This window comes from Streptomyces sp. NPDC000594, assembly GCF_040299965.1.
In the GTDB taxonomy this organism is placed as follows: Bacteria; Actinomycetota; Actinomycetes; order Streptomycetales; family Streptomycetaceae; genus Streptomyces.
The window spans coordinates 148,618-174,994 of sequence record NZ_JBEPCY010000013.1; the positions used below are offsets into that span (position 1 = coordinate 148,618).

A 26,377-nucleotide genomic window follows, 5' to 3' on the forward strand; every position below is an offset into this window, starting at 1 on the left:
AGGGGAAGATGACCGGCGAGATCCCGCAGACCCCAGGCTCGGCGCCGGCGGCGGTGACGCCCGCTCACCTGGGCGCCCTGACCCCGCTGGTGGACGAGCCCGCCCGGGACCGGTCCGTGCTGGTCGCCGACCGCGACGGGAACCTGACCGTCGCCGCGGCAGCGGGCTGCCTGGCGGGGGAGTGGCGGCTGCTCGCCACCCGCGCCGACCTGCTGGACGCCGGACTCCGTGAGCCCTGGCGGGCCGGACGGCTCACCGGCCCCGTGGTGGACGTCTGCACCCGCGAGGCTGCCGCCCTCAACTCCTACGAGCGGAGCGTCGCGTGAACACCCGCCGGCCGACCAGCCTTCCGGCCGTCCGTACCGGGGGCAGCCGCCTCCTCCCCCCGATGGTGCCGGTGCTCGACGAAGCCGCCCACCTCGCCCGGCTGGCCGCTCCCGGCCCGCAGGCACCCCTTGACCGTCTTCTGCGGCAGAGCGCCACCGCCGGTGAGGAGCAGCCGTCATGACCGCCCTCGTCCCCGCCGCCCCGGGCACCGCCGTACCCCGCCGGGCCCGCGCGCATCCGGATGTCTCCACCGGCGGGATGCGGATGACCGGGGCCGCCGCCCGCCGGCTCATCGACTCGGTGCCCCGCTCCAGCCGTGACGCCCGCACCAGCCGCTGGGGCAGCTACACGGACTGGTGCGCCGAGAACGGCTGGACGACCACCGAGCCGGGCGCCGTGCTCTCCCACCTCGCCGACCTGGCGGACCGCGGGCACCCCACCGGCACCCTGGAAGCCCACTTCGGCACCCTGCGCGGGCTGCGCGCCATCGGCACCGCCCCGCTCGGCGACGCGGAGATCAAGGCGTGCCAGCGGATCATCGTCCACCGGGCGGGGGAGGAGGCCGACGACCCGCTCGTCGAGCCCGGCTCGCTTCAGGCCGACGGGGTCACCCCCGACGACCTGCGCGCCATGGTCCGCAAGCTCGACCGGACCGCCGTCCGGGGCAAGCGGGACGCCGCCGTGCTGCTGGTCTCGTGGTGGATGGCCGCCCGCGCGAGCGAACCGGCCCGCCTCAACCTCCACGACGTCAAGATCACCACCGTGAAGGTCGACGACCCCGCGGGCGGCACCGCCCGGGTGAAGGCCCTGGTCATCAAGCTCCGCCGGTCCAAGGCCGACCAGAAGGCCCGCGGGCACGAGATCCGCATCCTCGCCCCCGGCGACGACGAACTCTGCCCCATCCGCGCCCTGGAGGAGTGGCTGGCCGTCCTCGCCGACGACGGCCAGCTCACCCCCGGGCCGCTGCTGCGCCGCATCGACCGGCACGGCAACATCGGCGCGAAGGCGGCCGGACGGCACACCGCCGACCCCAAGCGCCGGGGCGGCATCACCGCCGAGACCGTGAGCGACATCGTCACCGCCACCGCCCGGGCCGCCGAACTCACCCCCACCCCCACCCCGGAGGAGACGGCCGCCGCCGCCCAGGCCCGCCAGGCCGCGTACGAGGCCGCCGCCGCCGCGCCGACCGCCGAGGACGCCGGCGTCATCCTGAAGACGTGGCGGTCCGCCAAGCGCGCCGCCCAGAAGGCGGTCCGGCGGATCACCGGACACTCCATGCGGCGCGGCTGCATCCAGGCCATGCTGGCCGCCGGACACCCGGCCGAGAAGGTCGCCCTCCACTCCCGGCACAGCCCGTCCAGCAGCGCGTTCGACGTGTACCGGAAGAAGACGCTGACCTGGAACGAGGCCACCACCCGCGGCGTCCTCGACCTCGCCGCCTGAACCACCACCGCGAAGGAGCCCATCGTGCCCACGACGTACCCGACCAGCCTCCCCGCCGTACCGGCGGACCGGTGGGACGCCGAGAAGCTGGGCGACCTCGGGATCGAACGGCCCGCAGTGGGCCGGCCGGTCGCGGTCGCCGACTTCGTCCTCACCGCCGACTCCCCGGAGCAGGCCGAAGCCCGGCTGCTCGCGTACATCGACAACGACTACGACGACGACCTGCGCGGCGCCAGCGCTACGGCGGCGGGGGAGTCGGCGCCGGGCAGATGGAAGGTGATTTTGCGGGTGCCGGGGGAATTCTGACCCAGCGCCGTACGAGAAGTATCGCGATGTGGGGCAGGCGGCGGGACCCTCCGAGCACAGGGCTGGGTTGAGGGGCAGGACCCTGCGTGCGGCGTCCACCGCGAGACGGGGCAGTCACTCGTCCGAGCGGTTCGGCCCCTGTTCCGCCGCATGTCACCCCGCCGGGGCGTAGGACATGGTGGCATGGGACTCGGAGACCGTCACCAGAAGAAGGACGTGGAGGCCGCCCTCAAGCGCGCAGAGGCAGCCGGGCTGAAGGTGAGGCACGACAAGAACCGCCACAACTGGGGTGCCGTTCTGTGCTGCCCCTGCAACGATTCCGTGCGCATCTCCTGCACCCCCCGAAACCCCGGAGACGAGGCGAAGAAGATCGATGCCTTCATCAACGACCACCGAGCCTGTGCCTGAGCAGACCTGGCACTTCAACCTCGTACTGGACGCCCCGCTCACCCCGGAGCAGTCGGACACACTGGACGGACTCGACCGCTTCCACGAAGGAGGCATCGGGCTGGCCGAACGACCCGGGTATTCCCGGTTCATCTGCGTCGTCCAAGCTGAAACCCTCACCGGTGCCATCGCCGACACACTGAGCCGGTTCGAGGATCTGCCCGGTGTTCTCGTCCGAAGCGTCGAGCTGAACCACATCGCCCTGGCCGAGAACGGCATGGCCACCCCCGCCGTGGTCCCCGTGCCTCGGTTGGGCTCAGTCCCTCCGGCGGCGTGACGACGAGGGTTAACCGCACTCGTCGCCCCCCTCCTGAGAACAACCGGACGGCGAACGGACGCTCTCGGCCCTGTTCTCCCGAAGCTACGGCGAAGTGGCATGTAGCTCTCTGTGATCAGAGTGACGCTGGGTCAGGCTGATGGGGAACGGGTCCGGGGCGGGGCGCGCGCGTGCTTGACGTGGGTTCGGGGAGGCGGGGCGCCAGGGCCCGCACGCTCCGGTCATGAGCGGTCACCCGTTCACGATCGGTCCCCGTACGCGGCCTCCTGCATCGCCCGCAGGACCAGCCGGAACTCGCTGTCGTCCACGGCCCGGATCACCTGTCCGAGCTGCACCCCGCAGCGGTTCACCAGGGAGGCGGCAACCTCCAGCACGGCCAGCTCGCTGCTGGAACCGCCGAACGCCAAGGGCCTGGAGAGCATCAGCAGCCCGATCGCGTCCCAGTCCACTGAGGGGTGCGTGCCGCGCCGGTCGATCACCGGCTTGTCGGCGGCCGTGGTGAGCTCCTGCTCCTGGTCAAGGAACCGGCGCAGCCAGAACCCGCCACGGTGGCGGCCGAGCAACGTGGTGGCCGCCCTCATTGGCTCGGCGCCCACGCCCTGCAGCAGGCTGTCGGCGAGTTGCTCGCCCGTGATGCTCTCGCTGATCGACGTCACCGTGGTCTCCGTCTCCTGGGAGGTCGGGGCCGGAGCCGGCCCCGGCACTCACTCTGCGCGACCGTGCCCGTCCTTCCGCGCTGAACACGCCGGACGATCGCCCTGGTGCCTACCCGTCGGCCCCTTTCCCTTCTGTTCTGGACGCGGGCGGTGTCCGACGGTGTACGGGCATTCGTGGGAGAGAACGGGCCGGTCAGGGCTTTCCCCACGGGTAGGCGCTCCACGCTTCGTCCAGGACCGGGTTGATGACGGATCGCCCGTCGGCGAGGGCCCGCAGCGACCATCCCACGGGCTCTTCGATCCAGGTGAGCAGGGCCTGTTCAAGACCGGGGTCGGTGGCCGTGACGGCGTCTTCCAGCTCGCTGACCGAGGCGATCAGTGTGGGCACGTCCGTGTCCGGCAGGACATGACGGAAGTCGGGGGAGTTGATCAGGTGGTAGGGCTCCATGGTCACGACCAGGCCGAAGACGGGCCGGTCGTGGGGGATGTGGGCGAGCTTCGGATGCCGGTCGCGGATCAGGCCGGCGGTGGTGGGGATCTGCTTTCCCACGGCCTTGCCGAGCTTGGTGAGCAGTTCCTTGCCGAACTCCTGCTGAGGGCCGAGGCGCAGGCCGGCGGTGGGGCGGGCCGATTTGGCCTCCACCAGCAGGACGAGGCCGGGCAGGACCACGATCCAGTCGACGGTCTTCTCCCCGTTCGGGCCGTAGATGATCTCGGGGTGGACCTCGGTGCCGGGCAGCAGCCGCAGGTGCCGGCCGACGTACTGCTCGAACAGCTCGCCCAGGTCGCGGGTGAACGCGGTGAACACCTTGTCGTCCGTGTAGTGGTCGCGGCCGGTGTAGTAGAGGCCCATGGGGCTGACCTTGCCGAGGACGGCAGGGGTGACCGGGACGAGGTAGTCGCATCCGTAGCCGCGGACCAGGGGGCGGGCCCGCAGCGGGTTGGGGGCGTACCGGCGCAGCCGGGGATCGGCGGCGAGCGGTCCGGTGGCGGCCCGGGCGCGTTCCCGGGCGGCGTCGGTGGCGAAGTGCCGCTCGATCACCGCCTCGATCGACGCCCTGCTGGTCAGATCCTTGAAGAAGGTGAGCTCCTGCTCGGGCAGCCAGGCGAGGTCGAACCGGCCCTCCCGGGTGGTCGCCGCGGTGTGGAGGAGCTGTCCGAGCCCGACGTAGTCGGACAGCGGGCAGCCGAGGAGGTCCCGTTCCCATCCGGGGGTGAGAACCTCCAGCGGCCGGGTCGGCTCGGTCTGGACGAGCAGGGCGAGACTGCGGGCCAGCTCGGAGAAGTCGTCCTCCTGCCAGGTGAACTGCTGCCCGGCGACCCGCAGGAGGAAGCCCTCCAGACGCTCGCCGACGGGCAGTTTCCGGTACGGGTCGTCCAGGGCCAGGTATTGGGCGAGGATCTCCCGAAGGTCGTCCTCGGTGGCCTGCTGCTGGCGGTGTTCATTGCCGCGGGCCAGTGATACCCAGGCCGCGTCCGCGAGACCCCACGGCCGGGACAGCCCACTGGGATCGGTGGTCCACGCCTCCTTCGTCGGCCGCCGCGCGCTCTCCCGGGCGATCAGCGGCAGGAGGGAGCTGGGCGGGTGCCGGCGCACCCGCTGCACGTACTCGTGGTCGGGGACGGGGAAGTGAAAGAACGAGCGCGCCATGACCGTGATTCTCCTCCACGAACACACCCGGGCAGGCCGAAATCCCAGACGCAGCTGCCCCGGCGGGCGTGTGCTGTCTGGGCACCTCGCCCCCTCGACCGCGGAACTGCCCGTCTGCCACCCGACCGGGAACTCGGTCTCGGGTGATCCCGGGTCGGGAGCAGGTCGAGGACGGGCCTGGTGGGGGCAGATACCCCGGGCGGGATGTCTCGTTGTATCGGTATGGCTCAGACGACGATTCCGATCCGCGCGGCGCTTGGTTGGGCGGAGGACGCCAGTGGCTGGGAGATCGCCTATGCCCTGGTGGATCAGAAGCCGGTGCGGCCCGCCTGGCTGTCCGCCGGCGGGGAGCGGAGTACGGCGATCGTGTCCCGGGCCCTCGCCGCCGGGCTGCACCTTGCGACGCTCGGCGGGAACACCTGCCGGCGGGCGCCCGCTTGCCGGGCCTCCTACCGGCAGGGCGTGTTCTCCGTGACCTCAACACGGCTCGGCGGGGCACTGGTCGATCCCATGCCGCTCGACGTTCCTTCCGGGTGGGTCAGGGCCGCCCGGAAGAGGGGAGTCGTGAGCGTGATCGTGGGGGACGACATCGTGGAGCTTCTGCCGCAGAGGCCGGCGGCGAGCGAGGCATTCGAGTTTCTGACGCCGGCGGCTGCCCGGGGTGCGCTGGCCATGGGGTCCGTGCCTTTCGGCAGCTGAGATCTGTGAGCGGGCCGGGGAGCCCGACCGCGGAAACCGAGCCGCGCGAGGGGCCGGCCGCCCAGCGCTCCGCGCGGCACCGAAGCCGACCGCGAGCAGGGCCACCCGTGATCCCCCACCCCGCCGGATGAAAGGCAGTGCGCTCTCCCCGGGGGCGCCACCCGGGCAGGGGTGAGAGGGAAATGATGGCGACTCGGAAGCAGCGGGCGCCCGGGAGGCGTCGAGGATGCGATCGGACGACGAGTGGCTGGAGGTCGCGGCGCCGTACAGCGGGCGCTGGGTGGAAATCGCCCGCCATCTCCCCGACTTCCTCACCGAAGTCCTCCACCCCACCTACCTCCTGCTGCGCTGCGGCTCCCGTCCGGACGGGCCGGACGGGAGCCCCGGTTTCCGGGCCGAAGGACCCCCGGTCCGCGTCGGGGCGCGGGGAAGGGCCGTTCTCAGGCGCGGTCGTACTTGCCGAGCAGGTCGGAGTCGAGCACCGGGAACTCGCGGGCCCACACCCAGCCGTACCGGTCGTTGCCGTATTCGATCAGCGCGTCGCACAGGAGGTACTCCATGCGGGCCGCGTCGTCCGGGGTGTCGGCGTTCACGACGCCGGCGAAGGTCAGTCCTTCGAACACCATGCCCGCCTCGGCGTCCGCGGCGCGGAGTTCGTCCAGGCGCCGGTCGGCCGCGGCGACGTCCCGCAGGAACTCGTCCTGGGGGATCCCCTCGTCCTGGTAGTACATCAGGCGCTGGAGCCGGGCCGGGGTCTGGGCCGCCAGATCGGCCCGGGTCTCGGCGTCCTTCTTCTCCCAGGGTTGGAGCCCCGGGCCGGTCCATCCCCGGGCGATGACGGCCGGGGTCGTCGTCCCGCCCGGGCCGACGACCGCGGCCACGAACAGCTCGCCGGGAACAGGCGCCGGCGGGAGCGGTGGAACCGGGGTCCGCGCGATAGCCCGGCACTCCTCGGAGCCGGGGGCGTGGAAGTGCATGGTGGGCCGCCGCCGTCGGCTGTGGTGCTCGCAGGTGCGGCTGAGGCGGGTGACACCTCCGCATGGCTGGAGTTCGCAGGGGCAGGGGCCGCGGAAGCCGCTGACCGGGATGCCGTGGTAGTCCACTCTCAGATCCTCTCGTCCGGAACGGTCACCTATAAGCCGCCACGTCAAGGCACAAAGCAGCACATATCGGTCACGATGGCGGAAGGATGGCCGCTTGCTTGCGGAGAAGGGCCGGAACTCGTCCTCCGGGAGGGCATCGGGAGCCGGGCGTCGCGAGGACGGCCGGAGCTCTGGCAGGCTCCGTCACCGCACCCGGCTGTTCCGCTCGATCCCGTAGCGGGCCAGCACGCGGTACAGGGTGCGCTCGTTGATCTCGAAGGACTCCGCGATACGGGCCATGGGCTCGCGGCGCCAGTAGCGGCGCGCCATCGCCCCGATCGGCAGGAACCCTGCCTGGGCGAGCAGGCTCTCCAGTTCGCCGGGCTCCAGACCGTGATCCTCGGCCAGGTGTTCCAGCTCGCCTCCGGCGAGGTAGTCCGCGGCGATCACGCGCAGACGCAAGCGCGTGAACTCCCCGATGAGGGAACGATGCGGAACCGGCACACCCTGTCAACGCCGAGCTCTGCGGAAAGTCGCGCACCGGGGCCCCGACGCTCCCGGCCTCGCCCTGCTGGAAGCCGTCCGCGCGGGCGACGACGGCACCGTGCGGGACGCCGCCACCGGCGCGCTGCGCCAGCTCACCACAGAAGTAAAGTGACTGCCATGCAGCTCACCACCGTCACCCTGCCCGACGGCACGGCCGCCGTCGTCCACACCGACAGCACTCTCTGGAGCGACGGCGACGGACGCCGGGGCGGCCGCGCCGCGCTCGTCCAGGAAACCCTGGGCCTGGTCTCCACCGAGGCTGCGGCCCTTGGATGCGCCGCGCTGCGCCGAGCTGGCACAGAGGCCGGGAGCGTCTCCGTCGAGACGCTGGACCACGGTCTGCTGTCGGCCACCGTGCGGGTCCTGTGCACCAGCGCAGAGTGCCGGTCCCTCGCCGAGCACTGCGAGCGGGCCGGGGAGCCCGACCCCAGCGCCCCCGCCGCGCGGACCTGGGCACTGGCCCAGATGCCCGCCGACGAGGAGGCCATGGACATGGCGTGGGAGCGGACAACCGCCGCGGTGCAGGACGCCAACCTCGCCCGGCTCCGCTCCACCGACCCGGACGCCGACCTCCTCTTCACGGAGGGGTGCTTCACCGCCTACCTCGCCGACCCGCGCTCCGGCTTCGACCTGGGCGGAGCGCTGGAGAACTACGGGGCCGCCAAGCACGCCGAAGGCCGTATGGACCGGTTCTACGCTCTGTTCGCCGGACTCGACGACGTCGAGGAGGTATCCCGGTGAGCCTCGGCGTCCGCACCTGGGGCATCTGGCACCCCACCGGTGAAGAGATCATCCCTCCCGGCGAAACCGGCGCCCGCCCGCTGGAGTGGTGGCCCTCGGCCCGGGCCGCCGGGGCGTCCCTCCGGGCCCGCACCCCGCAGGCCCCGGGGCGCAGGATCAACACCGACACCGAGCACCGGGCCGACGGGACCATGACCCCCGACGCCCAGTTCTACGGCAGCCTCCGGTCCGTGATCCACCTGTACGCGGTCGAGGGCGAGCCCGGTGCCGACCCCCGGATCACCGGCGGGCCGTACGCGGTGCTGGGCTTCGGGCCGCGCGGCGGCATCCGCCACCGCCCCTTCCCGGCGGCGACGCCGGGCACCAAGGGGGCGGATGATGACGACGAACCCGCGACGGCGACCGATGTGCCGGTGCCGGGCAGCCACGGGGCGCTGTCAGAGGTGTGTGCCATGGTGTGCTGACAGCGAAACATGACGAAGTACCTCCGCGTGGCAGAGATCGACTTTCTTCTCACCTGGCAGTTTCCCGCCATGGTGACGGCGGCCGCGACGGTAACGGGCGTGGTGGCGTTGGCGGTAGGCGGGGGCACCGGGGCGACGGGTACGGCCTCGGCCGCCGCGCGCCGCCTGCGGGGCCGGAGCCGCTCACGCGGATCGGCCGCCACCAACCCACGGCCGGACTGTCTCCGCCCGCCGGGGGCATGTCCTGCCCCCGGGGTCACACCGGGGGCAGGGTGTCCGGCAGGACGGCCCCTGCTCTGCGGGACAGTTCGTCGCGCAGCGGCAGGAGCCGGATAAGACGGTCGGCCGGACGCTCGTCCCACGCGTCGAAAACGCTCTGGATCCGGCTCAGCAGAGCCGGGTCGGCGATCTCCAGCACCTCTTGGTGCGCGGCGAGGCGTGCGCGGGCATGGGCGAGGTCACCCGGCGGGCCATCCGGTGCGGCCGGGAGGTCGCCGAGCGTGTGCGAGGCGGCGAGCAGATCCAGGGCGAGGTACAGGTCCCAGGCGACGGAACGGTCAAGGGGGTTGGTGTCCACCCTCCGGATTCTCCCTCCCGCCCCGGCGAACCCGTCGTGCCGGGGGCTGTCCGGCAAAGCCGTTTCCCCGGGTACACCGACGCCACGCCCCGACCGGGCCCGGCCCCTGGCGGCCTGGACCCGGAGCGGGCGCCCGGGGTCAGGCTGTCCGCGCCGCCTCGCGCGGGTCGCCGATCGCCGCGAACAGCATCCTCAGCCCCACACGGCCCACCGCCGCTTCCTCGTCCTGGTCCAGCTCGACGCTCGCCCGGTGTCCGGCGTGCCGCAGGATCGCGGACAGCATCTCGTGAGTGGCGGCGCCGCCCGGGCCCTCGAAGGGAGAGACCAGGACCGGCGACAGGGCCCGCCGCATCCAGAGGGCGACGGTCGCCGCGCCTCCCCGGGGCCACCACTCGTAGGGGTGCGCTCGGCCGATTTCACGCAGTGCCCTGGCCAGCGCCGCGAACTGCGGGCCGGGGTCCGGACCGGCGGCGCGGTCGAGGGCGTCGGCGAAGGCGCCGAGCAGGGCGAGGTCGGCTTCGCCGACCTCGATGACCGCCAGCTGCATCGCCGGCTCGCCGGCGGGGTCGAGCAGCATCAGCGCGTCGGGCAGTTCGTCCTCCTCTCCGTCGACCAGTTCCTCCGTCCCCGCGGGCAGCGCGTTGCGCACCCGCCAGTACGCCTCGTGGACGGCGCCGACGGGCGCGCCCGGGACCGGGACCGCCCCGCCCTCCGGGGCCAGGGCAGTGATCCGGCGCACCAGCGGCAGCAGCGACGGCGACAGCGCGTGCACAACGCCGTGGCTCTCTTCCAGGTCGGCCAGGACGTTCGGCTGGAGCACCAGCAGCGGCATGTCCAGCTCGTACAGACAGGCCAGCGCGTCCGTCACGATGGGCAGCAGCAGCGTTCGGGTGGGAGGCATCGGTCTCCCTCTCTCGGTTTCGGGGGAAGGGGCTGGGTGCGCTGGCGCGTCCCGGGGCCTCACTTCCGGTGGCTTGTCGTGGTCGTTCATCGGCAATCGCTCCACGCCGGCCGATCGGCGATCAGCCCGTGCGCGCGGAGGCGGGCGGCGTCAGCGGCCGGACGAGCGCGGGGACCTGCGCCGGCGGCGCGGGCCGCCGCTGTACGGCGGGAGCGCGGCCCGGTCCACGCCGTTCGCGCGAAGGCGTTCGGGGTGCACTCCGTTCGGGGGCGGAGTGCGGGGCCGGTCGCGGCACTGCTCGCCCTGCATGGCGAAGCACTTCGGGCAGGTGCCCTTGCGCCGCAGGTCCGGCGGCCGCCGGGGCAGACGGTGAACGGTCATCGGCGTGCCGTACTTCCCGCGGACCACTACGCCTCCATCACGGTGTCGGTCGGGCCGGACACCGGTGTCCGGCCAACTCTCTGGTCACGCCCCGTCAACGCGGCAGCCAGCGCACACGTCACGGCCTGCGAGCCCCAGGGACCGCGGGCCGGGGAGCGGAGTGGACACACCTGGGTGCCCGGGGTCCCACGGCGGGTGTCAGCACTGCTGGGGCCTGAGGGCACGCAGCCGTTCGGCGCGCTGAACGAGGCGGACGTGGACCACAACCGCAGCCCGCTGAAGCAGGCCGGACTTCCTGAGCCACGACGGCCGCGCGGTCGAGCGCCCCCGGCCACCGTCCAGTGCAGGTGCGTGGACACGGTGCCCGAGAATTCGAGCACGAGACCGCACAGTCGCCGCTCCCCGGCGAGCTGCCCGCCGGTCCAGACGGGGCGCCGCCCGGACGACTACCGGCAACCCACGACATGCCCGGATCCCCGGTACGGGTGGCAGTCCGCCAAACTCCGGCCCGTGCAGCGGGCGTTCTGCTCTAGTGCGAGACATGATCACGACATTCAGGCGCTGCGCCGTCGCGGCCACCCTGCTCGCACTGCTCCCTCTACCCACCACCGTCGCGCACGCCGCCGCCCCCGCCGAGGCGTCCAGCGCCGAGGCGGTCGAGACCGCCCCGCTCACCGTCGCCGCCGCGCAGCTGCCCGTCGCCGACGAGAACCGGACCGGATACGACCGCGATCTCTTCCGCCACTGGAACGCCGGGCTGATCCCGTCCGACGGCTGCAACACCCGCAACGAGATCCTGATCGCCGAAGCAGCGGCCCCGCCGGCGGTCGGGGCCCGCTGCGCGCTGACCGGCGGGCTGTGGTGGAGCTACTACGACGAGGTCTCCGTCACCCCGGCCAGCTCGCTCGATATCGACCACATGGTCCCCCTCGCGGAGGCGTGGGACTCCGGCGCCCACTCCTGGACGGCGGCCCGGCGTGCGGCGTACGCGAACGACCAGGGCCAAGCGTCCTCCCTCGTCGCGGTCACCGCCCGGTCCAACCGCGCGAAAGCCGACCAGGACCCGGCCCAGTGGCTCCCCCCGGCGCCGAGCGCGCTGTGCCGCTACCTCTCGGAGTGGACGGCGACCAAACTCCGCTGGGGCCTCACCGCGGACAGCTCCGAGCGGAACCAGCTCATCACCCTCGCCACCGACCGCTGCTCCGGCACGAACGTGACCTGGACCCCCGCGCGCTGACCCGGTCCGGACACACGGGTCTGCACGAGATACCGGGGTCCGTACAGACCCGCCCCGTGCCGGCTGCTCCCCGGGGCAGGGCGGCACCGCTGCCGCCTCACACCGGCGCTCCGGCAGGCGGCAGCGGGCGGGGCTCCCTTCAACTGGACCGGGCCGCGCAGCGGCTCCGGCGCGCGGGGGCGGTTTCAAGCCCCGGCGCCGCAGGCCCGCCGTCATCAGCCCTCGTGCGGTGCACGACTGGCTGTGCGGGCAGGATCCCGGGCCTGCGGCTGCGGCACCCTACAGGTCATCCGGCCGCCAAGGCGCACCCGCCCGGACCGGCCTAATGAGATAGCGGATGCCCTGATTGTCGTCCGGGTTGGTCCAGAGGCCGTTGTCGAACACGGCCGCAGCCCGTGTCGTCTCCCCGAGCCGCCACCAGGTCAGCCCGAGGCCGTGGAGTGCCCGGTGGAAGGGCCGGTTGTTCAGGTCGGACCAGGCCAGGACACCGTTGAACGCGTCCGGCAGCGACAACTCGGCCACCGCGACCGCGGTCTGGTAGAAGCCCAGGGCTTCCGTCAGCGCGGACTCGTCCGCGTCAGCCCGGGTCAGGGCCTCGCCGCCCAGGTGCGCCCAGCAGTCTACCTGCCGCGCGTCCCCCCGCACCGCCGCGAGGAGAGCCGTGCGGTACGCGGCCTCGTCGCCCGTGCCCTCCCGGACATCGAGTGCCCGGTCGACCGGCGGTGCGCCTTCCCCCGCGTACGGGTCGGGCATCCGCCACAGTGGCCGGGGTCCGGCCTCGCGCACCGCGCGCCACCAAGTCCAGGACGGCTTTCCGCCGAGGTCCGCAGCCGCGGACGGGCGAGCGCCCCAGCCGCGTTCCGAGCGCGGGTCGTAGTCGCCGCCCCCGAACGCCGGCCCGGCCGGGGTGGTCCCGGCACGGAGGATGCGTTCGAGGATGCCGCGGGTGTCACACCGCTCGTACCGGTCCGCGATCTCGGCCAGATACACATACCGCCGCGCACGGTCCTCCTGCCCGTCGGGCAGGGGCGGCGGCAGTACGTGGCACAGACCGTCCAGGAGGCCCGCCAGCACCTCCTGGGCCTCGTCCCCGGTCAGAGGCCAGGACACGCCGAACCTCCGCGGCACATCCTGGACCGGGAACCAGAGCGCGTCACGGTCCAGACCGCTGCGCCGGCACAGCAGGGCGCGCAACTCGTCCTGACTCACCGAAGAAGCGGTCGCCACGGACACCCCCCGTTTCTGTTCCGGCCGCGGTTCCGTGCCCGCAGCGCACGGGCAGTTTAGCCGTCCACGGCCCGGACCGACTGTCCCTCTTGACCCGTGAGCAGAGAGCCTGTTGGTGATCCGGTCGGGCTCGCGGCGGGCGCCGCTCGTGAAGACCGGGTGGACGGACGAGGCCGTACCATCCACCCGGTCCCGGTCCCGGCCCCTGCTCCCGGGGCCCGGACCGCGGTCCGGCGAGGTCAAAGACGGCACGGGATCCGGTCCCGGCCACCAGGGCGGGGCTGGGTCTGCCCCGCGCGGTGGCCCGCCCCCTTCGTCCTCAAACGGCGGGTGTGCCCGCTCGTCCCCGGCCAGCGGGGCTCAGCCGGGCAGCATGATCACCAGCAGGGCGCCCGCCTCCGCCAGACCCTGCACCGCGAACGCCGCCCGCCGCAACGTACCGGCGTGCCGGAGCCGTTCGGGCAGGAAGGAGCACGGCGAGGAAGGCGACGGCGGCGAGCGGCGCCCACCAGAGGATGCCGGGAACCGCTCTCGCCCGTCAGCGAAACGAACCAGACGGCGAATGAGGCGGCACCGGCGGCCGGGGCGAACAGCGCGGCGCAGACGAAGGACCACCAGCGGATCCGGTCCGCACTCCACCGGCCCCCGGCCGGTGCGCTGGTGCTGTCGGGGGTCGCGGGCGCGCTCGTGGTCATGACCTCATCCCAGCGCGGCCGGACCCGCCCCGGCATCAGTTCCCGTACTCAGCCGGACGGCCCGGGGTACTCACGCGCACTTCCGGCACCCGCGCACGTGCCGCGGGTGTCGGCCTCCCCGCGCGGCGCCCGGTGGGGCACCGCCGGTCCGGTGCTCCGCGTCCCGCCCGGACCGGATCACGGCACCGCCCCGGGGCAACGTTCCCGCCGTTTCCCATCCGAGGTGGAAACCGGAAACGGCTTCCCCGGGCAGGGGCGGGGACGGCACCGTGGTGGTGAGCCGGGCACCCGTGCCGCCGAGAGAACTGGAGAAGCCAGTGACCACCGTGAACGCCGTCATCATCCCCGGTCTCGCGCTGGACGAGGACCTGCACGGGGCCGCGGCCGAGGGCCTTGCCGCGCACGCCCCCGCTCAGCCCCCGCTCACCTGGGACGCGTTCACCGACCCCGTGCGATGGTGGCTCGTGCCGGGTCCGGACGACGACACCGGTGTGCCGCTCGGCTACAAGGCGGAGTTCGTCGTGACGCAGACCGCCGCTCTCACGATCAAGATCAACATCTGGTACGGGCCGGACCTGAGGAGTGCGGAGACCTCGAAGCCCCATACCCACCCGTGGGAGGTGATGGAGGCCCACCCTGTGCTGGGCGGATACGAAGACGAGCACTGGCACCGCAGCGCCTCCGGGCTACTGGTCGAGCGGGGCAGCGTGCTCCATCTCCCCGGCGGGGTGAACCGGATCTTCGCCCGTGACTACCACGAGGTGACCGCGATCGCGGACCCCGGCCGGACCGTGTCGGTGATGATCTGCGGCCGGTGGCTCCACGACGAGGCCCGTCAAGGTGTCTGGGGTCACCTGGACCTGCACACCGGGGAACACCTCCCCGCCCAGCGCGACGAAGCCGAGCGTGAACGGTTCCTCGCCCGCCTCTACCGGATCAACCCCCAGCACGCCACCGCCTAGAGTCGCGGGGGCGGGGTGGGGTGCGGCAGCAGTTCACCGGATCAGCGTCCAGCCTGCCAGGCGCGGTGAACCCCGTCCGAGCCGACGGGCCCAGCGCGGGGGCGCGGGGGCGATCCCGGCCTCCGCCGAACCGGACAACCCGGCGCCCAGGAACGGGCGAGGGGCGATCTCCGCCGTTGTCATCCCGGTCACGGGTCCAAACCCCGGCGCCCGCCGGAAGAGCGCCGCGCCCGACCTCCAGCGTTGTGGGCGGCCCGGCGGCGAACCGCACGGTGAGGCGGCGCGCAGCCCGGCCGGTTACCGCCCGATCGGACCAACTTTCCTGAAAACAGGCAGGGTTGGCCGCTCAGGTGTCTATCCTCTGCCCTATGACGACCGCGCCGGAGGCCCCCGCCACCACCCCCCTGCGCTTCCTCTCACTGGAGCTGACCAACCGCTGCAATCTGGCCTGCCCGTCTCACTGCTACGCCCAGGCTGGCCCCACGCGAGGGCACGGCCAGATGACGACCGGCGACTGGCGCCGGGTCATCACCGAGGCCGCCACTCTCGGCGCGGCGACCGTGCAGATGATCGGGGGCGAGCCGAGCCTGCGGCCGGACTTCACCGGGCTCGTCGAGCACGCGCTGGAAGCCGGCCTGCGCGTGCGCGTCTACACGAATCTGCTGCGGGTGCGCGCGGCACACTGGACCCTCTACGAGCACCCGCGGGTCGACCTCGCGACCTCCTACTACAGCGACAACCCGGCCGAGCACGACCGGATCACCGGCCGGCCAGGGTCCCATGCCGCGACATGGGACAACGTTGCCGAGGCCGTACGTCGCGGCATCAAAGTCACCGTCGGCATTGTTGACCTAGGCGGCGGTCAGCGCGTCGCGCAGGCCCGCGCCGAGATGGAGGCCCTCGGCGTCCACGACGTCCACGTCGACCGGGTCCGCGCCGTCGGCCACGCGGCCGCCGGCCGGCTGCCGACGACCTCCGCCTTGTGCGGACGCTGTGGCCACGGGAAGGCGGCGATCCTCCCGGACGGGACCATCGCCCCGTGCGAACTCGCCAGGTTCCTTCCGGGCGGCAGCGTCAAGAACGCGACCCTGGCATCGGTCCTGGCGAGCGACCGGTGGGCCCGGGTGACCACGAGCATCCCGTACCGGGCCGAAGGTGAGCCGTGCGGTCCGGACTGCTCACCGAACAAGGACACCTGCGGACCCGGCAAAGGCGGCACAGCGGACGACGAAGAAGAGGACTGACCCGGGCGTAGACACCACAAGATGAAGGACGACACAGAGACATGGACGTGGACTGGAAGCCGTACGCGCGCCGCATGGCCGACGCCGTACTACACCGCCGCGAGTCACGCTGGTGGGACCCCCTGGCCTCCACACCCCGACACGTGTTCGTCCCGCGCTGGTGGGAACGGGGCACCGACGGCCGGGTAACCCGTGACGGCGCCGCCGACCCCGAGACGTGGATGAAGACCGTCTACGACGACACCACACTGGTGACCCGCATGGGCGCCCAGCACGCCGACCACGCCGACCCGGGCACCGTCCTCCCGTACGGATCCTGGCCGACGTCCTCCTCGACCCTGCCCGCCCTCCTCGTGATCATGTACCGGCACGCCATGCTCGCCCAGACCAGCCACACCCTGGTGACCACCGGCACCGGATACGGCACCGCCCTCCTGTGCCACCGCCTCGGCAACCCCCAACTCGTCACCAGCATCGACATCGACCCCTACCTCGTCCAGGCCGCCACCGAACGCCTCGACACCATCGGCCTGAACCCCCGCACCGAAACCCGCGACATCACCGGCCCCCTCCCCGGCCAGTACGACCGCATCATCTCCACCGTCTCCGTACGCCCCATCCCCGCAAGCTGGCTCACCGCGCTGCGCTCGGGCGGACGGCTGGTCACCACCGTCGCCGACACGGGCCTCCTTCTCGTGGCCGACAGGACCGAGGACGGCGGCGCCCAGGGGTACGTCACCGGTGACCGGGCGTCCTTCATGCGAACCCGCCGGAGCGACGACTACGACACCGTCTCCCCGGGGCCCGAGGTGTGGGCGGCGGCGGACGATGAAGGCGAGACCGTGACCACCAGCCGGTATCCGGTCCTGGACGTCCAGAACACCTGGGACATCCGCTCGATGCTGGAGCTGGAGGCCCCGGGGATCGAGCACCGCTTCCAAAGGTCCCCCGAGGGACCGCGCACCATGCTGATGGCGCACCCCGACGGCTCCTGGGCCCGCGTGTCAGCAGCCGACCGCAACGCCTCGCCGCTCGTTCACCAGGGCGGGCCCCGGCGCCTGTGGGACGTCCTGGAATCCATCCGCGACCGCCTCAACCGCACGGGCGAACTGCCCGTACACGGAGCACAGGTCACCATCACCCCCGACGGCACAACCACCCTCACCCGCGGACGCTGGTCAGCCACCCTCTGAACCCCCAGGCCAACACCCACTGCGCCCGCAGGGCGGTCACACCCAGGCAGTGTGACCGGTCGGCTCCGGAGCAGGGGCCGCCTGGAACACGCGGGACCCGCTGGTCCTCATCGCACGGCAGACGGTTGCCAGCCGCCCCACCGTCATGGCGTCGAACGCCTGCTGCTGGAGCAGGCGAAGGCGCGCAACCCGCAGACGGCGGCCCGGCTGGCCAGCCCGCTCCGGGCCGAAGCCGTCCGCACCGACCGCCCGGCGGAGCCCGGGCAGGGACAAATGCTGCTACCGCCCCGGCGAAGAGGACACGGAACGGCCGTCCGCGGAGCCGAGAGCCGCGCGGTCCCCCGCCGCCGGCGGCACCTCCGGCGAGCCGGGACGGCGCGAACCTGGCGCAGCGGGGGAGTGAACGGCCGCCGCCGGGGACGGCCCGGCGGGCGGCGGCACTCCTGCGGTCCGGACCCGAGCACCACCACGGGCCGCCGGGAACCGCTCGCGAACCCCAAATCTCGCCCGAAAGAATACGATTCATCCCGATTCTTTTATTCTTTCTATCCCGCTAAAGACATCCGATACCCCTGTCTTTCACGGTAACGTAAGCAATTGAGGCCAGACATTGAGAGCAGACATTGAGGCTAAAGATTGGGACTAAGCATTGGGGCAATGACATTGGCCGCAACATTCGCCCTAAGCTAATGATTGCTTCCCATGTTCAATGTTCTCAGGGTCGGCACATGATGAAGCCCGCCGCATTGGCTATGCGGCGGGCCCCTGAACGGCCGACCGGGCCTGTCTGCAGCAGGTCCGGTCGGCTACCTCATACCGAGCACCACGACCACTAAGGTCGCGGCTGCCGCGAGCAGTTCCACCAGCGGCTTGACCGCGCGGGCGGTCCGGGCAACCCGGTCCCACCACGGCTTCCGGGCGGACGGCTCGCAGCCGCACGGTTCCCCTTCGGGCACAGCGCCTCCCTTCCGGGCACGGGACGCACCGACCGCGCGCCCCTCGAAGCGGAGCGCCGGGCAGCTCGAAAGCACCCGGCACTCCCCGCCAAGGGGCGGCACCGCACAGGTAATTCCCGCTGTGCGACTGTATCCATTCGCGCGGCCCCCTGGGCGGTGAATCCCCAAGGCGGGGCGATATTTTCTTTCCTGGCCGGGAATCAGGCCGGCGCGGCACCCCGGGAGTCGTTTACCTGTTCGGGCCGGTACGGCAGACCGGGCGGGCCGTCGCCATATCGGCGCAACGCGCTGCCCATCCTCCGGCGACGCTATCGCGCGCACTGACCCTGGCCACCGGCAAGGAAGTGGTGACGGCGACTCACCGCAAGGAGTTGGCGGGGGGGCGGGCGGCGTTCACCGCGCGGACCCGCGCCCGCCGGCGGACCTGATCCGCCCGCCGCGGTGCGGCCGGCGGACAGGGCGTCCCGGGGGCCGGGTGCACCGGTTCCGGAAAGGGGTCCGGGGCCAGAGGTCACGGGTCGGGTGAGCTCTGGCCCCGGGTGGCACGGGCGCGGTCTCCCGCTCGCGGGGGCCTGCCTGTTCGCGGCGTGCAGGTGCCTGTGCGCCGCGCTGGGGTCACCCCCGCTGTCGCGGGGACCAACGGCTGGTCCAGTTCCCGGAGGTCGAGACCGGGTGATGGATCACCCCCGCAGTGCGGGGACTGTCGTTCGACCAAACTCTCTGCGAGAAGCCGAGAGATGGGTCATCCCCGCTCCGCGGGGTCTACCCCCCCCCCACATGCGTGGGGATGTGGTCCCGGCCCGTGCCGGTGTAGGGCGGGGGCTGGGGAGCTGCGGGCTCAGGCCCCCGCCCTACTGGTAAACAAACGTACCACTCGGGGGTGTTGGGGCCGACGTGATCACCACCACACCAGCCGCCGGGAGGGCGGCCCTGCGGGGCTCACAGCCATTCCCAGGGGACCTGCCCGCGGTAGTGCCAGACGCCGTCACCTCCGTCGTCGTCCGGGGCGTAGACGGCGCGCCCTGCGGGCGCGCCGTCCGTGATGATCGCGATCCACGGTTCGGGGTCGTCCCGCTCGACCTTGACCTCCAGCCCGTCGTACGGACCCCCGTACAGCGTCACGGTGATGTCCCCGGCGCCGGGGTCCATGGCCGGTCACGCCCCCGGGCGGCTGGGCTCCGGCTCGCTGGCTTCGACCTCGGCGAGGAAGAGTTCGGCCTCGGCCCGTGCGGCCGCCGCCTCCAGGGGCACATGGCCGATCCGGTACTCCCGGTACTCGCGGCACGTCTCCTCGTCGCCGATCCGGAGTCCGACGTAGGCGAGCGGGACCGACATCGTGTCCATCTGCCACAGGACTTGCACCCGACAGTAGGCGGGGATCTGGTCGGTGCCGTGCGGGCCCCAGCCCTCGCCGGTGGGGTCCGTCTTGATCTCCAGCAGGGCCAGGATCCTGCGTGCCGGGGACAGCAGGAGCCGGTCGGGGGAGGCGAGCTGCCAGTGCCTGCGGATGTGCTGCCACATCCCAGTGGCGACCACGGTGAACTCCGGGTGCCGTGCTGCGAACACGCCAGCGACGTCCGGTTCGAGGCGCAGTCCCAGGGCGGCCAGCTCGGCGTTCCGCGGCGGAAGCGGGGCCGGCGGGGCGCCGCGTTTGCGCGCCAGGAGCGCTTCACGCGTCTCCCAGGGCGACAGTCCCAGCACGGCGGCGATCTCGCTCGCCGCCACCCCGGAGCGCCGCACCGCGTGCCACCCGGGGCTCCCCGGGGGCAGATCGCTGTGAAGGACGGCGGTGGGTGCGTGCAGGACTGCGGTCATGATGCTCCTCAACGGGGTTGGGTGTGGTCGGTGGCGGGCGGGCGGCGTGTGGGACTGCCGTTCCCACGTGGGGGCTCTCGGGCCCGGGTTGTGCACGGGCATGTCCCGGCCGCCCGCCCGCGGGCCGCTCCTGGCGCCGGGAGCGGAAGAACCGCCCGGACCGTCGTCCGGGCGGCACCAGCGGCCCCGGCCACCTCTCAGGACAGGGCGAGCCTCACCTGCACCTCGCCCCTGTGCGGGGGTGCTGCCTCGGCCAGGCCGCGGCCTCGTCGTACAGCACACCGTGCCGCAGGCAGTGGTACAGGGAGGAGGCGATCCGCACTCCCATGTTCCGGATCGTCGTCGCGTGGTCCGCGCCCCGCGCGCGCCGCGCCCGGTAGTACGCCTTCGCGCCGGGGGAGTGGGAGGTCATGCAGAACGCCGCCTGGAACAGGGCCGCGCGTAGGGGCTGGTTCGCCGAGCGGCGCATCGCCACCCGGCTGAGGGTGCCGGAGGCCCAGGTCACCGGTACCACCCCGGCGTAGGCGCACAGGGCCCGCGCGGACGCGAACCGGTCGAGCCGGTCGCCGATCTCGCCGAGCAGCTGCCCGCCGACGACGTCTCCGATCCCGGGAAACGAGGCCACGGTCCGCGCCCAGGGGTGTGCGCGAAACCTCAGAGCGAGCTCAGCCTTCAGGGCTGCCGCGCGCTCGCACGCCGCGGTCAGCGCCCCCAGTAGCGAGAGCATCTCCAGTGCGCGGGCCTCCTCCACCTCCGGGTGCGTCAGCAGCGCCGGCCGCCGGAAGTGCAGCCTCAGGCGGTGCGCCTCGTCGTCCACCGTCCGCCAGCGCCCTGCGGCCTCCAGCGCGCGGGCGTAGGCGGCGCGGTCCAGCGCCGCGGCCCGACGAGGAGAAGGGGCGGCCGCCAGGACCGCGCGGGCCTGCGGGTGGCGCAGGCCGAGCTTCGGCCACGCGGTGACCGCCGCCCGGAAGTAGGCCGAGAGCACGGCCCGGAGCTGGTGCATGACCCGCGCGCGGGCGGACACCGCGTGGGTGTATGCGTGGGCCACCACCTTCAGGCCCCGGATCTGCGGGGAGGGGAGCACAATCCGGGGTAAGGACCCGACTCCGGTGCGGAGCATGTCGGCCAGCAGATACGCGTCCGCCCGGTCGGACTTGATGCTGTCCAAAGTAGCGGCCTTCCGCGCCCGGGCGGCCAGCGTGGCGTCGACGTGGACCACCGGCATCCCGCGGTCGGCCAGACCCTCCACGAACAGAAGATGGGGATCCTCGATCCCGGTAATGATCGTCCGCCACCGCGTCCGGTTGTGCGCCCGCAGGAAGGCGAGGTAGTCCCCGACCGGGTCTGAGCTCTCCTCATACACGATCCGCACATGCCCCAGCCGGCCCCCGTCCCGGCGGACCACCGCGCAGTCCAGCCAGCCGTCGGCCCAGTCCACCCCGGCGAACATCGTCGCCACGCCCGCCCCCTCAACCAGCCGCCCCGGGCACCCCGAATGGTAAACAAACGTACCACCCGTGGGGCGGTCCCCCCAGCGCCGCCGACCTCCTCGGACAATTGGGTCTAGTCAACTGCGGATCTTGACTGAGGACGGCCCAGCGTGCGCGTAAAGAAGGACCCACCACCCGTCTCGTTCCTGGAGGAAGGCGAGTGGCCCAGCGGCCGGCTCGCCGCCGACGCGCCCCCCACGGCGCGCCTCGGCCAGATCCTGGCCGCCCGCCTGGCGCGGGCGCTCGCCGACCAGGGCCTGAGCGCGCGCGCCATCGGCGAGCGGGCACACTGCACCCACCCCACCATCGCGCGGATCCTGGACGGGACCGGGTCACCGGACGCCCAGACGGTTCTCCACCTGGAGATCGCCCTCCAGCGGCACCTGTGGCCGACAGATCTCCACGAGGGCCTCACCCTCCCCCCGGCGCCGGAGCGCGAGACCGCGGACGGCCGGAAGGAGGGGGTGACCGGGCCGGCCCGCCGGGAGGGCCGCACGACGACGGGCAGAGCGGACCGCAAAACGTGACACACCCCGGGTGTCACGATCGAGGCGGCCCTCCGGTATAACGTGACAGCCGGGACTTGTCACGATAAGAGGGGGGCGCGATGCCGGCGGACGGGATCTGTGCCGGGCCGGAGTGCAGCCGGCCGATCGTGACCGCAGTCGGCGGCGGACGCCCGAAGCAGTTCTGCGGAGCCACCTGCCGGCAGCGGGCCCGCCGGGCCAAGGACAAACCCTCGCTGCACACTCTGCGGTCGGAGGCCCTGGCCGCGCTGCGCGAGGTCGCGCCCGCGGCGGACGAGACGGCCGTCGCGAACATGGACGAGGCCCGGCTCGCGGCGGTCCGGACGAAGGCCCGGGCAGCCCGGGCGGCGATCCGGGCGCTGGCCGCCGAACTCGGCCACGGTCCCAACGCCATGCCGCTCATCCTCCCCGCGGACCCTGCCCGGACAACACCCCTTGCCCCGGTGCCGGTTCCGTCGACGGAGCTGGCGCTGGTCGAGCCGGAGATCGTGGAGGGAGAGATCGAGCCCGACCTCGATTTCAGCGAGGAGGGGCGGATCCGGCGGCTCGTGCGCCGCTACGAGGAGGAGGGCCCGCTCCCGCTGCCCCCGTACACCGAGTGCCCGCAGTGCGGCCTGACCGGCCCCGCCGGATCCGTCACCGCACCGCTACTGCCGGACGGCGCCGTCGGCTGGCCGGCCGAGATCCGGTGCGTCTTCTGTTCGTCCCGGTACCGGATCGGAGCCGACGACGTCGCCGGGCCCGACCGCACCGAGACGTGCTCCCGCTGCCACAAGCCGGTGCCCCACCCCGCGGGCGCCTCCCTGATCGAGTGCCCCTGCTGCCGCCTCCAGTTGCCCGGCCCGGCCGACCGGGACCCCGCCCTGCACGAGCGGCGCCGCCAGGCCGAGACCGGCACCATCCGCCAGCAGCAGGACCGCCTGCGCCAGGCGAAGGAACGCAACCCGGAACGGGCGGCCCTGCTCGCGGGTCCGCTCCGGGTCGAGGCCGTACGGCTCGACCGCGCGCCGGAACCCTCATAGGAACGGGCGGGGAGCATACGGCTCCGTTCTTCGGACGGGGGCGCGCTCCCGGCAGGGCCCCCGGGGGAGAGGGCGGATGCCGTGGGGGTGTGCGGGTTTGCGGCGCGGTGTGCGGAAAGGGCCGCGCCCCCGGGTGGCTAGCTCTGCGCCGGGGGCCAGCGCTTGACGATGCGCGGCGGGGAGAACGGGGCCGGCCAGATCTGGAGCCGGACCTCCTCCATCGCTTCGGGCCCCTCTTCCGACTCGGACCAGCGGACAGCTTGGGCGAGGTTCCGGCGCGAGGCCCGGGCCCGGGTCCAGCCGGCGGCTACGTCGAACCGGGCCGCGTCGGCCAGGTAGTCGGTGCAGCCCATCACGACGAGTCGTCCCGAAGGGGTGTGGAGGCTTGCCTCCACGACGTGGTCGAAGTCGGCGCTGTCGTCGTCCGGCTGGCGGTCATGGCCGCGGACTTCGACCGCCACGGTGTCGTTGACGGCCGTGCCGATGGCCAGGGCGTCGTCGAGGACGGCGAGCCCGTCCAGGACGCTCCGGCCGTTCCACACGCCGCCGAAGTCGCCTTCGGACCCCTCGTCCAGGACATGGAGCTGGAAGTAGTCCGCGAAGAGCTCAAGGGTTGTCACCAGGGCATCATCCCCGCCGCCCGGCACAGACAACGCGGCGGGGTGAGGCCGCTCCCGGGCCGTCCGGCCCCTGACGCGAGGTAAGGGCGCGACTGGGGAACAACAGGCGTGATCATTCTGAAGCCCTGGATTCGAAGGCGGTAGTGCGGGTCCGTGTCTTCGAATACGGGGCGGTGTCAGCTCTCGTCGTGGATGGTGAGGCCGTCGCTCTCGGTCCAGGTCCGCAGCCGATCCCGGCGACCGTCGGAGCGTTCCCGCCACAACACCACGGCAGTGCCGGGCACGCTCCCGTGGGAGCCGATGAACTGGGCGAGCTTCTCCAGGGCGGTCGCGCGGTCCGACCAGGTGCCCTCGACGGCCGGGCCTCCGTCGCGGAACGTGAGAACGACGTGGAACCGCTCGCTCTCCTCCCCGGCTCCCGCCGGGAGGCCGCCGGTCCTCTTCCCGGTCACCGGCGGGGCCCGTCCCCGAAGGCGATGGCGGCGTCCGGCGCGGTGCCGGCGGGGTACGGGGTGCCCATCAGGCTCCCTCTCTCCACCCCCGGGTTGATCTGTCCCGTCCGGAGCGTAGGACAGCGTCCCGGCGCCCTGGACCACCGACGCGCGCGGGACCGGCGGCGGGCGGGGTGGTGTCCCGCCCGCCGCCGGGTGTTCTATCGCGGCGGGAAGCTCCACGCGTGGCGATGTGCCCGGAGGCGGGGCGGCGCCGGCACGCACTCCCGCGAGCAGTGATCGGGCGGGAAGCCGGGGACACCGCCGCCGGCCGGGAGAGGCTCGCGGCAGCTGGGGCAGGTGCCGGTCTTTTCCCGGATCCGGCGGACCGGCGGGTTCCTCAAGGCCATGCGCCCGGCGCGGGCCTGGGCGGAGCGATTAGACCAGGGTGCGCAGGACGGCGACGACTCTGCCGAGGATGACGGCGTCCTCGGCGGGGATCGGGGCGTAAGCGGGGTTCTCGGCCGCGAGCCAGACGGCGCCGGGCTCGCGCCGGAGGCGCTTGACGGTGGCCTCCTCGCCGAGGAGCGCGACCACGATGTCGCCGTCCTCGGCGTGGGCCTGCCGGCGGGCGGTGATCACGTCCCCGGGGCAGATCGCGGCGCCGGTCATGCTGTCCCCGACGACCGTGAGCGCGAACAGGTCGCCGTCCCCGACGAGCCGCCGGGGCAGAGGGAGAACGTCTTCGGTGTCCTCGTGCGCGAGAAGCGGCGCTCCGGCGGCAATCCGCCCGACGAGCGGCACATGGGCCGTCCCCGGCTCGCCGCCGGTGTCCGGCCCGTGCCCGGCCGCCCGGCCGGGGAGCACCCGGTAGGCGCGCGGCCGGTGCGGATCCTTGCCCACGACCTGCTTCCTCTCCAGCGCACCGAGCTGGTGGGCGACACTGGAGGTGCTGGAGAGCCCCACGCCCTGGCCGATCTCCCGCATCGACGGCGGGTATCCGTGCTCAGCTGTATACGCCCGGATAAGGCGGACAATGTCCGCTTGCCGTGCCGTGAGGCCGTCCGGCCCGGTGTGCACGCCAGCGGGGCGGCCGGGCCTTCCCGCCGTACGGTCAGTGGTCACGGGCCGCTCCCCTCCGGGGTGGTGGTGATGGTGCTGGTCATGGACATTACCCCCGTGATCGGGACAAGGGGAAGGATCTTTTCCGGTACCCCACCAAACCTCGTGAGCCCGGCGGCTGCGCCCCTGAGCCACTGGACCCGGCACTGAACGGGTGAAGCGGGGGCGTCCGGCACCCGGCGTCCTCTCGTGGCGCCCCGCCCTGGACCCGCGCCCCTGCTATTCCGTACGCATGACGAACCCTCTTTTCGCACGGCCGGGCCGCTACCGGCGCGAGGTGACCGTGCGGCTGGCGGAAGAGTACGGCCCGCGCGAGGACTGGCCGACCGGGCTCGAAGCCGCGGCGAACGTGCTCCTCGCCCTGGACGAGCGCCTGCCCCGTCCGTCCTATACCCGAGTCCTCGCCGCCCTCTGGCACGACCGACTGCACCCCGGTACCCCGCCCGCGGCCGCGCTCCGGACGGTTGACGAAGCAGTCGCCTTCGCCGCGCTGAGCGCGATCCCGGCGGCCCTGCCCGTCCCCGACGGCTATTCGATGCTGCTCCATGTGGCGGGAGAGGTCGATGATGAACGGTCAGGGCCCGGGCCGGTTGCCGGGGCCGCCTGAGCTCCGGCCTGGTGCGGCGGTGAACACGCGGGGTGCCGGGCCCGGGGCAGCAGCCACGAGGCGGTCGGCGGTCTTACCGGCCCGGGGCCGGCAGCCTCCCGCCGACCCGCCCGCTTCGCGCACCGGCGACCCTCGGCCCCGGGCGGACACCTGATCCGGCCGAACCCCTCCCGAGACGCCCCGCCGGACGCGAGGATGGGCCCATGACCACGATTATCGAACAGGTGCAGCGGTGGAAGGCCGAAGGCGGGCCCGACGTGTGGCAGGCCGCCTGGGAGCGCGTTATCGACCTCGGCCGTGTCCCGTGGGACGGGAAGGACATGGTCCTGGACGCGCCGGTCGCTGCGGACGGCGCCGCTGCCCTGGCGACCCTTCTCTACATCACGGCGAGCGAGGAAGGGATCCATCCGCGCGACGTGACCCACGACCAGGTCATCCGGTTCCGCGAGGCGTCAACCGCCGGCACCGCACCCGGGTTCGGGGAGGAGCAGGCGTACTGGGAGCGCCGGCTGACCGCCCTCGGCCACGATCTGGAAGACCCCACCGACCCCGTGGCCGTGATGTGGCGCCGCATCACGATCGACTACCGGCCGCCACGAGACGCTCTTGACGAGGCGTGGGAAGACTCCTTCACCCGCTGGGGCCCCGGTTTCAGCTCCGGTCTGCGCAAGGTGTTCACACCCCCCTACAAGGTCACCCTGGACTGACCGGAATCGCCACCGCCGGGCCAC

The 26,377-nt window shown here is 72.9% G+C and carries 32 protein-coding genes; 18 read left to right on the forward strand and 14 right to left on the reverse strand.

The window, feature by feature from the left end:
- The first annotated feature begins 8 nt into the window (after positions 1-8).
- The 6 genes from ABT354_RS20090 (at position 9) to ABT354_RS20115 (ending at position 2,800) form a co-directional block, all read left to right on the forward strand.
- Entirely contained in the window at positions 9-326 is a 318-nt protein-coding gene (locus tag ABT354_RS20090; RefSeq protein WP_351495571.1) for a hypothetical protein, read from the forward strand.
- Complete coding sequence (locus ABT354_RS20095; protein WP_351495573.1) at positions 323-508, forward strand: hypothetical protein; 186 nt, start codon at positions 323-325, stop codon at positions 506-508. The genes ABT354_RS20090 and ABT354_RS20095 overlap by 4 nt, the downstream gene beginning before the upstream one ends.
- Positions 505-1,770, forward strand: coding sequence for a site-specific integrase (locus tag ABT354_RS20100; RefSeq protein WP_351495575.1), 1,266 nt, complete (start codon positions 505-507; stop codon positions 1,768-1,770). The genes ABT354_RS20095 and ABT354_RS20100 overlap by 4 nt, the downstream gene beginning before the upstream one ends.
- 24 nt (positions 1,771-1,794) lie before the next feature.
- Positions 1,795-2,076: a hypothetical protein gene (locus ABT354_RS20105; RefSeq protein ID WP_351495577.1), complete on the forward strand. Its 282-nt coding sequence runs from the start codon at positions 1,795-1,797 to the stop codon at positions 2,074-2,076.
- 183 nt (positions 2,077-2,259) lie between these two features.
- Positions 2,260-2,484 carry a hypothetical protein gene (locus ABT354_RS20110; protein ID WP_351495579.1) on the forward strand — a complete coding sequence of 75 codons (225 nt, stop codon included), beginning with the start codon at positions 2,260-2,262 and terminating at the stop codon, positions 2,482-2,484.
- The gene (locus tag ABT354_RS20115) at positions 2,450-2,800 is read left to right on the forward strand and encodes a hypothetical protein (RefSeq protein WP_351495581.1); all 351 of its coding nucleotides are present in this window, start codon (positions 2,450-2,452) and stop codon (positions 2,798-2,800) included. Before ABT354_RS20110 ends, ABT354_RS20115 begins: the two co-directional genes overlap by 35 nt.
- A gap of 239 nt (positions 2,801-3,039) precedes the next feature.
- Here ABT354_RS20115 and ABT354_RS20120 read toward each other — a convergent pair whose 3' ends face one another.
- The gene (locus tag ABT354_RS20120; protein ID WP_351495583.1) at positions 3,040-3,456 is read right to left on the reverse strand and encodes a hypothetical protein; all 417 of its coding nucleotides are present in this window, start codon (positions 3,454-3,456) and stop codon (positions 3,040-3,042) included.
- Positions 3,457-3,649: 193 nt separating this feature from the next.
- Positions 3,650-5,107: a hypothetical protein gene (locus tag ABT354_RS20125; protein ID WP_351495585.1), complete on the reverse strand. Its 1,458-nt coding sequence runs from the start codon at positions 5,105-5,107 to the stop codon at positions 3,650-3,652.
- Between the two features lie 222 nt (positions 5,108-5,329).
- Here ABT354_RS20125 and ABT354_RS20130 point away from each other — a divergent pair, with 222 nt between their 5' ends.
- Entirely contained in the window at positions 5,330-5,806 is a 477-nt protein-coding gene (locus ABT354_RS20130; protein WP_351495587.1) for a hypothetical protein, read from the forward strand.
- 440 nt (positions 5,807-6,246) lie between these two features.
- Here ABT354_RS20130 and ABT354_RS20135 read toward each other — a convergent pair whose 3' ends face one another.
- Positions 6,247-6,909 (reverse strand): hypothetical protein, encoded by a 663-nt coding sequence (locus tag ABT354_RS20135; protein ID WP_351495589.1) that lies wholly within the window; start codon positions 6,907-6,909, stop codon positions 6,247-6,249.
- Positions 6,910-7,092: 183 nt separating this feature from the next.
- The gene (locus tag ABT354_RS20140) at positions 7,093-7,350 is read right to left on the reverse strand and encodes a hypothetical protein (protein ID WP_351495591.1); all 258 of its coding nucleotides are present in this window, start codon (positions 7,348-7,350) and stop codon (positions 7,093-7,095) included.
- A gap of 4 nt (positions 7,351-7,354) precedes the next feature.
- Here ABT354_RS20140 and ABT354_RS20145 point away from each other — a divergent pair, with 4 nt between their 5' ends.
- The 3 genes from ABT354_RS20145 to ABT354_RS20155 are packed head-to-tail and all read left to right on the forward strand — an operon-like array spanning position 7,355 to position 8,639.
- A complete protein-coding gene (locus ABT354_RS20145; protein WP_351495593.1) occupies positions 7,355-7,546 on the forward strand; it encodes a hypothetical protein in 192 nt (63 codons plus the stop codon).
- A 5-nt stretch (positions 7,547-7,551) separates the two neighbouring features.
- Positions 7,552-8,175: a hypothetical protein gene (locus ABT354_RS20150; protein WP_351495595.1), complete on the forward strand. Its 624-nt coding sequence runs from the start codon at positions 7,552-7,554 to the stop codon at positions 8,173-8,175.
- Entirely contained in the window at positions 8,172-8,639 is a 468-nt protein-coding gene (locus ABT354_RS20155) for a hypothetical protein (protein WP_351495597.1), read from the forward strand. The genes ABT354_RS20150 and ABT354_RS20155 overlap by 4 nt, the downstream gene beginning before the upstream one ends.
- 256 nt (positions 8,640-8,895) lie before the next feature.
- Here ABT354_RS20155 and ABT354_RS20160 read toward each other — a convergent pair whose 3' ends face one another.
- The 3 genes from ABT354_RS20160 to ABT354_RS20170 form a co-directional block, all read right to left on the reverse strand.
- The gene (locus ABT354_RS20160; protein ID WP_351495599.1) at positions 8,896-9,216 is read right to left on the reverse strand and encodes a hypothetical protein; all 321 of its coding nucleotides are present in this window, start codon (positions 9,214-9,216) and stop codon (positions 8,896-8,898) included.
- 139 nt (positions 9,217-9,355) lie between these two features.
- Entirely contained in the window at positions 9,356-10,117 is a 762-nt protein-coding gene (locus ABT354_RS20165; protein ID WP_351495601.1) for a hypothetical protein, read from the reverse strand.
- A 150-nt stretch (positions 10,118-10,267) separates the two neighbouring features.
- On the reverse strand, positions 10,268-10,498 hold the full coding sequence (locus tag ABT354_RS20170) for a hypothetical protein (protein ID WP_351495603.1): 231 nt from the start codon (positions 10,496-10,498) through the stop codon (positions 10,268-10,270).
- A gap of 541 nt (positions 10,499-11,039) precedes the next feature.
- Here ABT354_RS20170 and ABT354_RS20175 point away from each other — a divergent pair.
- A complete protein-coding gene (locus ABT354_RS20175) occupies positions 11,040-11,735 on the forward strand; it encodes an HNH endonuclease family protein (protein ID WP_351495605.1) in 696 nt (231 codons plus the stop codon).
- 279 nt (positions 11,736-12,014) lie between these two features.
- Here the strand turns inward: ABT354_RS20175 and ABT354_RS20180 are convergent, their stop codons facing one another.
- A complete protein-coding gene (locus tag ABT354_RS20180; protein WP_351495607.1) occupies positions 12,015-12,962 on the reverse strand; it encodes a serine/threonine-protein kinase in 948 nt (315 codons plus the stop codon).
- A gap of 1,012 nt (positions 12,963-13,974) precedes the next feature.
- Between ABT354_RS20180 and ABT354_RS20185 the strand changes: the two genes are divergently transcribed.
- The 3 genes from ABT354_RS20185 to ABT354_RS20195 all read left to right on the forward strand — a co-directional run bounded on the left by ABT354_RS20185 (position 13,975) and on the right by ABT354_RS20195 (position 17,056).
- The gene (locus tag ABT354_RS20185) at positions 13,975-14,619 is read left to right on the forward strand and encodes a hypothetical protein (RefSeq protein ID WP_351495609.1); all 645 of its coding nucleotides are present in this window, start codon (positions 13,975-13,977) and stop codon (positions 14,617-14,619) included.
- Positions 14,620-14,987: 368 nt separating this feature from the next.
- Positions 14,988-15,863: a radical SAM/SPASM domain-containing protein gene (locus ABT354_RS20190; RefSeq protein ID WP_351495611.1), complete on the forward strand. Its 876-nt coding sequence runs from the start codon at positions 14,988-14,990 to the stop codon at positions 15,861-15,863.
- 41 nt (positions 15,864-15,904) lie between these two features.
- Positions 15,905-17,056 carry a methyltransferase domain-containing protein gene (locus ABT354_RS20195; RefSeq protein WP_351495613.1) on the forward strand — a complete coding sequence of 384 codons (1,152 nt, stop codon included), beginning with the start codon at positions 15,905-15,907 and terminating at the stop codon, positions 17,054-17,056.
- Positions 17,057-18,951: 1,895 nt separating this feature from the next.
- Here ABT354_RS20195 and ABT354_RS20200 read toward each other — a convergent pair.
- The 3 genes from ABT354_RS20200 to ABT354_RS20210 form a co-directional block, all read right to left on the reverse strand.
- Positions 18,952-19,161, reverse strand: a complete 210-nt coding sequence (locus ABT354_RS20200; RefSeq protein ID WP_351495615.1) for a DUF8847 domain-containing protein — start codon at positions 19,159-19,161, stop codon at positions 18,952-18,954.
- A gap of 6 nt (positions 19,162-19,167) precedes the next feature.
- On the reverse strand, positions 19,168-19,827 hold the full coding sequence (locus ABT354_RS20205; protein ID WP_351495617.1) for a lambda-exonuclease family protein: 660 nt from the start codon (positions 19,825-19,827) through the stop codon (positions 19,168-19,170).
- Positions 19,828-20,041: 214 nt separating this feature from the next.
- Positions 20,042-21,277, reverse strand: coding sequence for an IS110 family transposase (locus ABT354_RS20210; protein ID WP_351495697.1), 1,236 nt, complete (start codon positions 21,275-21,277; stop codon positions 20,042-20,044).
- A gap of 150 nt (positions 21,278-21,427) precedes the next feature.
- On the opposite strand from ABT354_RS20210, the gene ABT354_RS20215 reads away from it, so the two are divergent.
- Positions 21,428-21,844, forward strand: a complete 417-nt coding sequence (locus ABT354_RS20215) for a helix-turn-helix domain-containing protein (protein ID WP_351495619.1) — start codon at positions 21,428-21,430, stop codon at positions 21,842-21,844.
- A gap of 128 nt (positions 21,845-21,972) precedes the next feature.
- Positions 21,973-22,866: a hypothetical protein gene (locus ABT354_RS20220; protein ID WP_351495621.1), complete on the forward strand. Its 894-nt coding sequence runs from the start codon at positions 21,973-21,975 to the stop codon at positions 22,864-22,866.
- Between the two features lie 137 nt (positions 22,867-23,003).
- Here the strand turns inward: ABT354_RS20220 and ABT354_RS20225 are convergent, their stop codons facing one another.
- The 3 genes from ABT354_RS20225 to lexA all read right to left on the reverse strand — a co-directional run bounded on the left by ABT354_RS20225 (position 23,004) and on the right by lexA (position 25,042).
- Entirely contained in the window at positions 23,004-23,486 is a 483-nt protein-coding gene (locus tag ABT354_RS20225) for a hypothetical protein (protein WP_351495623.1), read from the reverse strand.
- 176 nt (positions 23,487-23,662) lie between these two features.
- Positions 23,663-23,938: a hypothetical protein gene (locus ABT354_RS20230; RefSeq protein ID WP_351495625.1), complete on the reverse strand. Its 276-nt coding sequence runs from the start codon at positions 23,936-23,938 to the stop codon at positions 23,663-23,665.
- A gap of 417 nt (positions 23,939-24,355) precedes the next feature.
- Positions 24,356-25,042, reverse strand: coding sequence for a transcriptional repressor LexA (gene lexA / locus ABT354_RS20235; RefSeq protein ID WP_351495627.1), 687 nt, complete (start codon positions 25,040-25,042; stop codon positions 24,356-24,358).
- A gap of 229 nt (positions 25,043-25,271) precedes the next feature.
- On the opposite strand from lexA, the gene ABT354_RS20240 reads away from it, so the two are divergent.
- Both ABT354_RS20240 and ABT354_RS20245 read left to right on the forward strand, forming a co-directional pair.
- On the forward strand, positions 25,272-25,646 hold the full coding sequence (locus ABT354_RS20240) for a hypothetical protein (RefSeq protein ID WP_351495629.1): 375 nt from the start codon (positions 25,272-25,274) through the stop codon (positions 25,644-25,646).
- Between the two features lie 203 nt (positions 25,647-25,849).
- Positions 25,850-26,353, forward strand: a complete 504-nt coding sequence (locus tag ABT354_RS20245) for a hypothetical protein (protein ID WP_351495631.1) — start codon at positions 25,850-25,852, stop codon at positions 26,351-26,353.
- Positions 26,354-26,377 lie beyond the last annotated feature (24 nt).

Excerpts from the sequence above, each read along its gene's own strand:
- ABT354_RS20090 (WP_351495571.1), top strand. The coding sequence starts at position 9 with ATGACCGGCGAGATCCCGCAGACCCCAGGCTCGGCGCCGGCGGCGGTG.
- ABT354_RS20100 (WP_351495575.1), top strand. The coding sequence starts at position 505 with ATGACCGCCCTCGTCCCCGCCGCCCCGGGCACCGCCGTACCCCGCCGG.
- ABT354_RS20110 (WP_351495579.1), top strand. The coding sequence starts at position 2,260 with ATGGGACTCGGAGACCGTCACCAGAAGAAGGACGTGGAGGCCGCCCTC.
- ABT354_RS20115 (WP_351495581.1), top strand. The coding sequence starts at position 2,450 with ATGCCTTCATCAACGACCACCGAGCCTGTGCCTGAGCAGACCTGGCAC.
- ABT354_RS20125 (WP_351495585.1), bottom strand. The coding sequence starts at position 5,107 with ATGGCGCGCTCGTTCTTTCACTTCCCCGTCCCCGACCACGAGTACGTG.
- ABT354_RS20130 (WP_351495587.1), top strand. The coding sequence starts at position 5,330 with ATGGCTCAGACGACGATTCCGATCCGCGCGGCGCTTGGTTGGGCGGAG.
- ABT354_RS20150 (WP_351495595.1), top strand. The coding sequence starts at position 7,552 with ATGCAGCTCACCACCGTCACCCTGCCCGACGGCACGGCCGCCGTCGTC.
- ABT354_RS20165 (WP_351495601.1), bottom strand. The coding sequence starts at position 10,117 with ATGCCTCCCACCCGAACGCTGCTGCTGCCCATCGTGACGGACGCGCTG.
- ABT354_RS20170 (WP_351495603.1), bottom strand. The coding sequence starts at position 10,498 with ATGACCGTTCACCGTCTGCCCCGGCGGCCGCCGGACCTGCGGCGCAAG.
- ABT354_RS20175 (WP_351495605.1), top strand. The coding sequence starts at position 11,040 with ATGATCACGACATTCAGGCGCTGCGCCGTCGCGGCCACCCTGCTCGCA.
- ABT354_RS20190 (WP_351495611.1), top strand. The coding sequence starts at position 14,988 with ATGACGACCGCGCCGGAGGCCCCCGCCACCACCCCCCTGCGCTTCCTC.
- ABT354_RS20195 (WP_351495613.1), top strand. The coding sequence starts at position 15,905 with ATGGACGTGGACTGGAAGCCGTACGCGCGCCGCATGGCCGACGCCGTA.
- ABT354_RS20200 (WP_351495615.1), bottom strand. The coding sequence starts at position 19,161 with ATGGACCCCGGCGCCGGGGACATCACCGTGACGCTGTACGGGGGTCCG.
- ABT354_RS20205 (WP_351495617.1), bottom strand. The coding sequence starts at position 19,827 with ATGACCGCAGTCCTGCACGCACCCACCGCCGTCCTTCACAGCGATCTG.
- ABT354_RS20210 (WP_351495697.1), bottom strand. The coding sequence starts at position 21,277 with ATGTTCGCCGGGGTGGACTGGGCCGACGGCTGGCTGGACTGCGCGGTG.
- ABT354_RS20240 (WP_351495629.1), top strand. The coding sequence starts at position 25,272 with ATGACGAACCCTCTTTTCGCACGGCCGGGCCGCTACCGGCGCGAGGTG.
- ABT354_RS20245 (WP_351495631.1), top strand. The coding sequence starts at position 25,850 with ATGACCACGATTATCGAACAGGTGCAGCGGTGGAAGGCCGAAGGCGGG.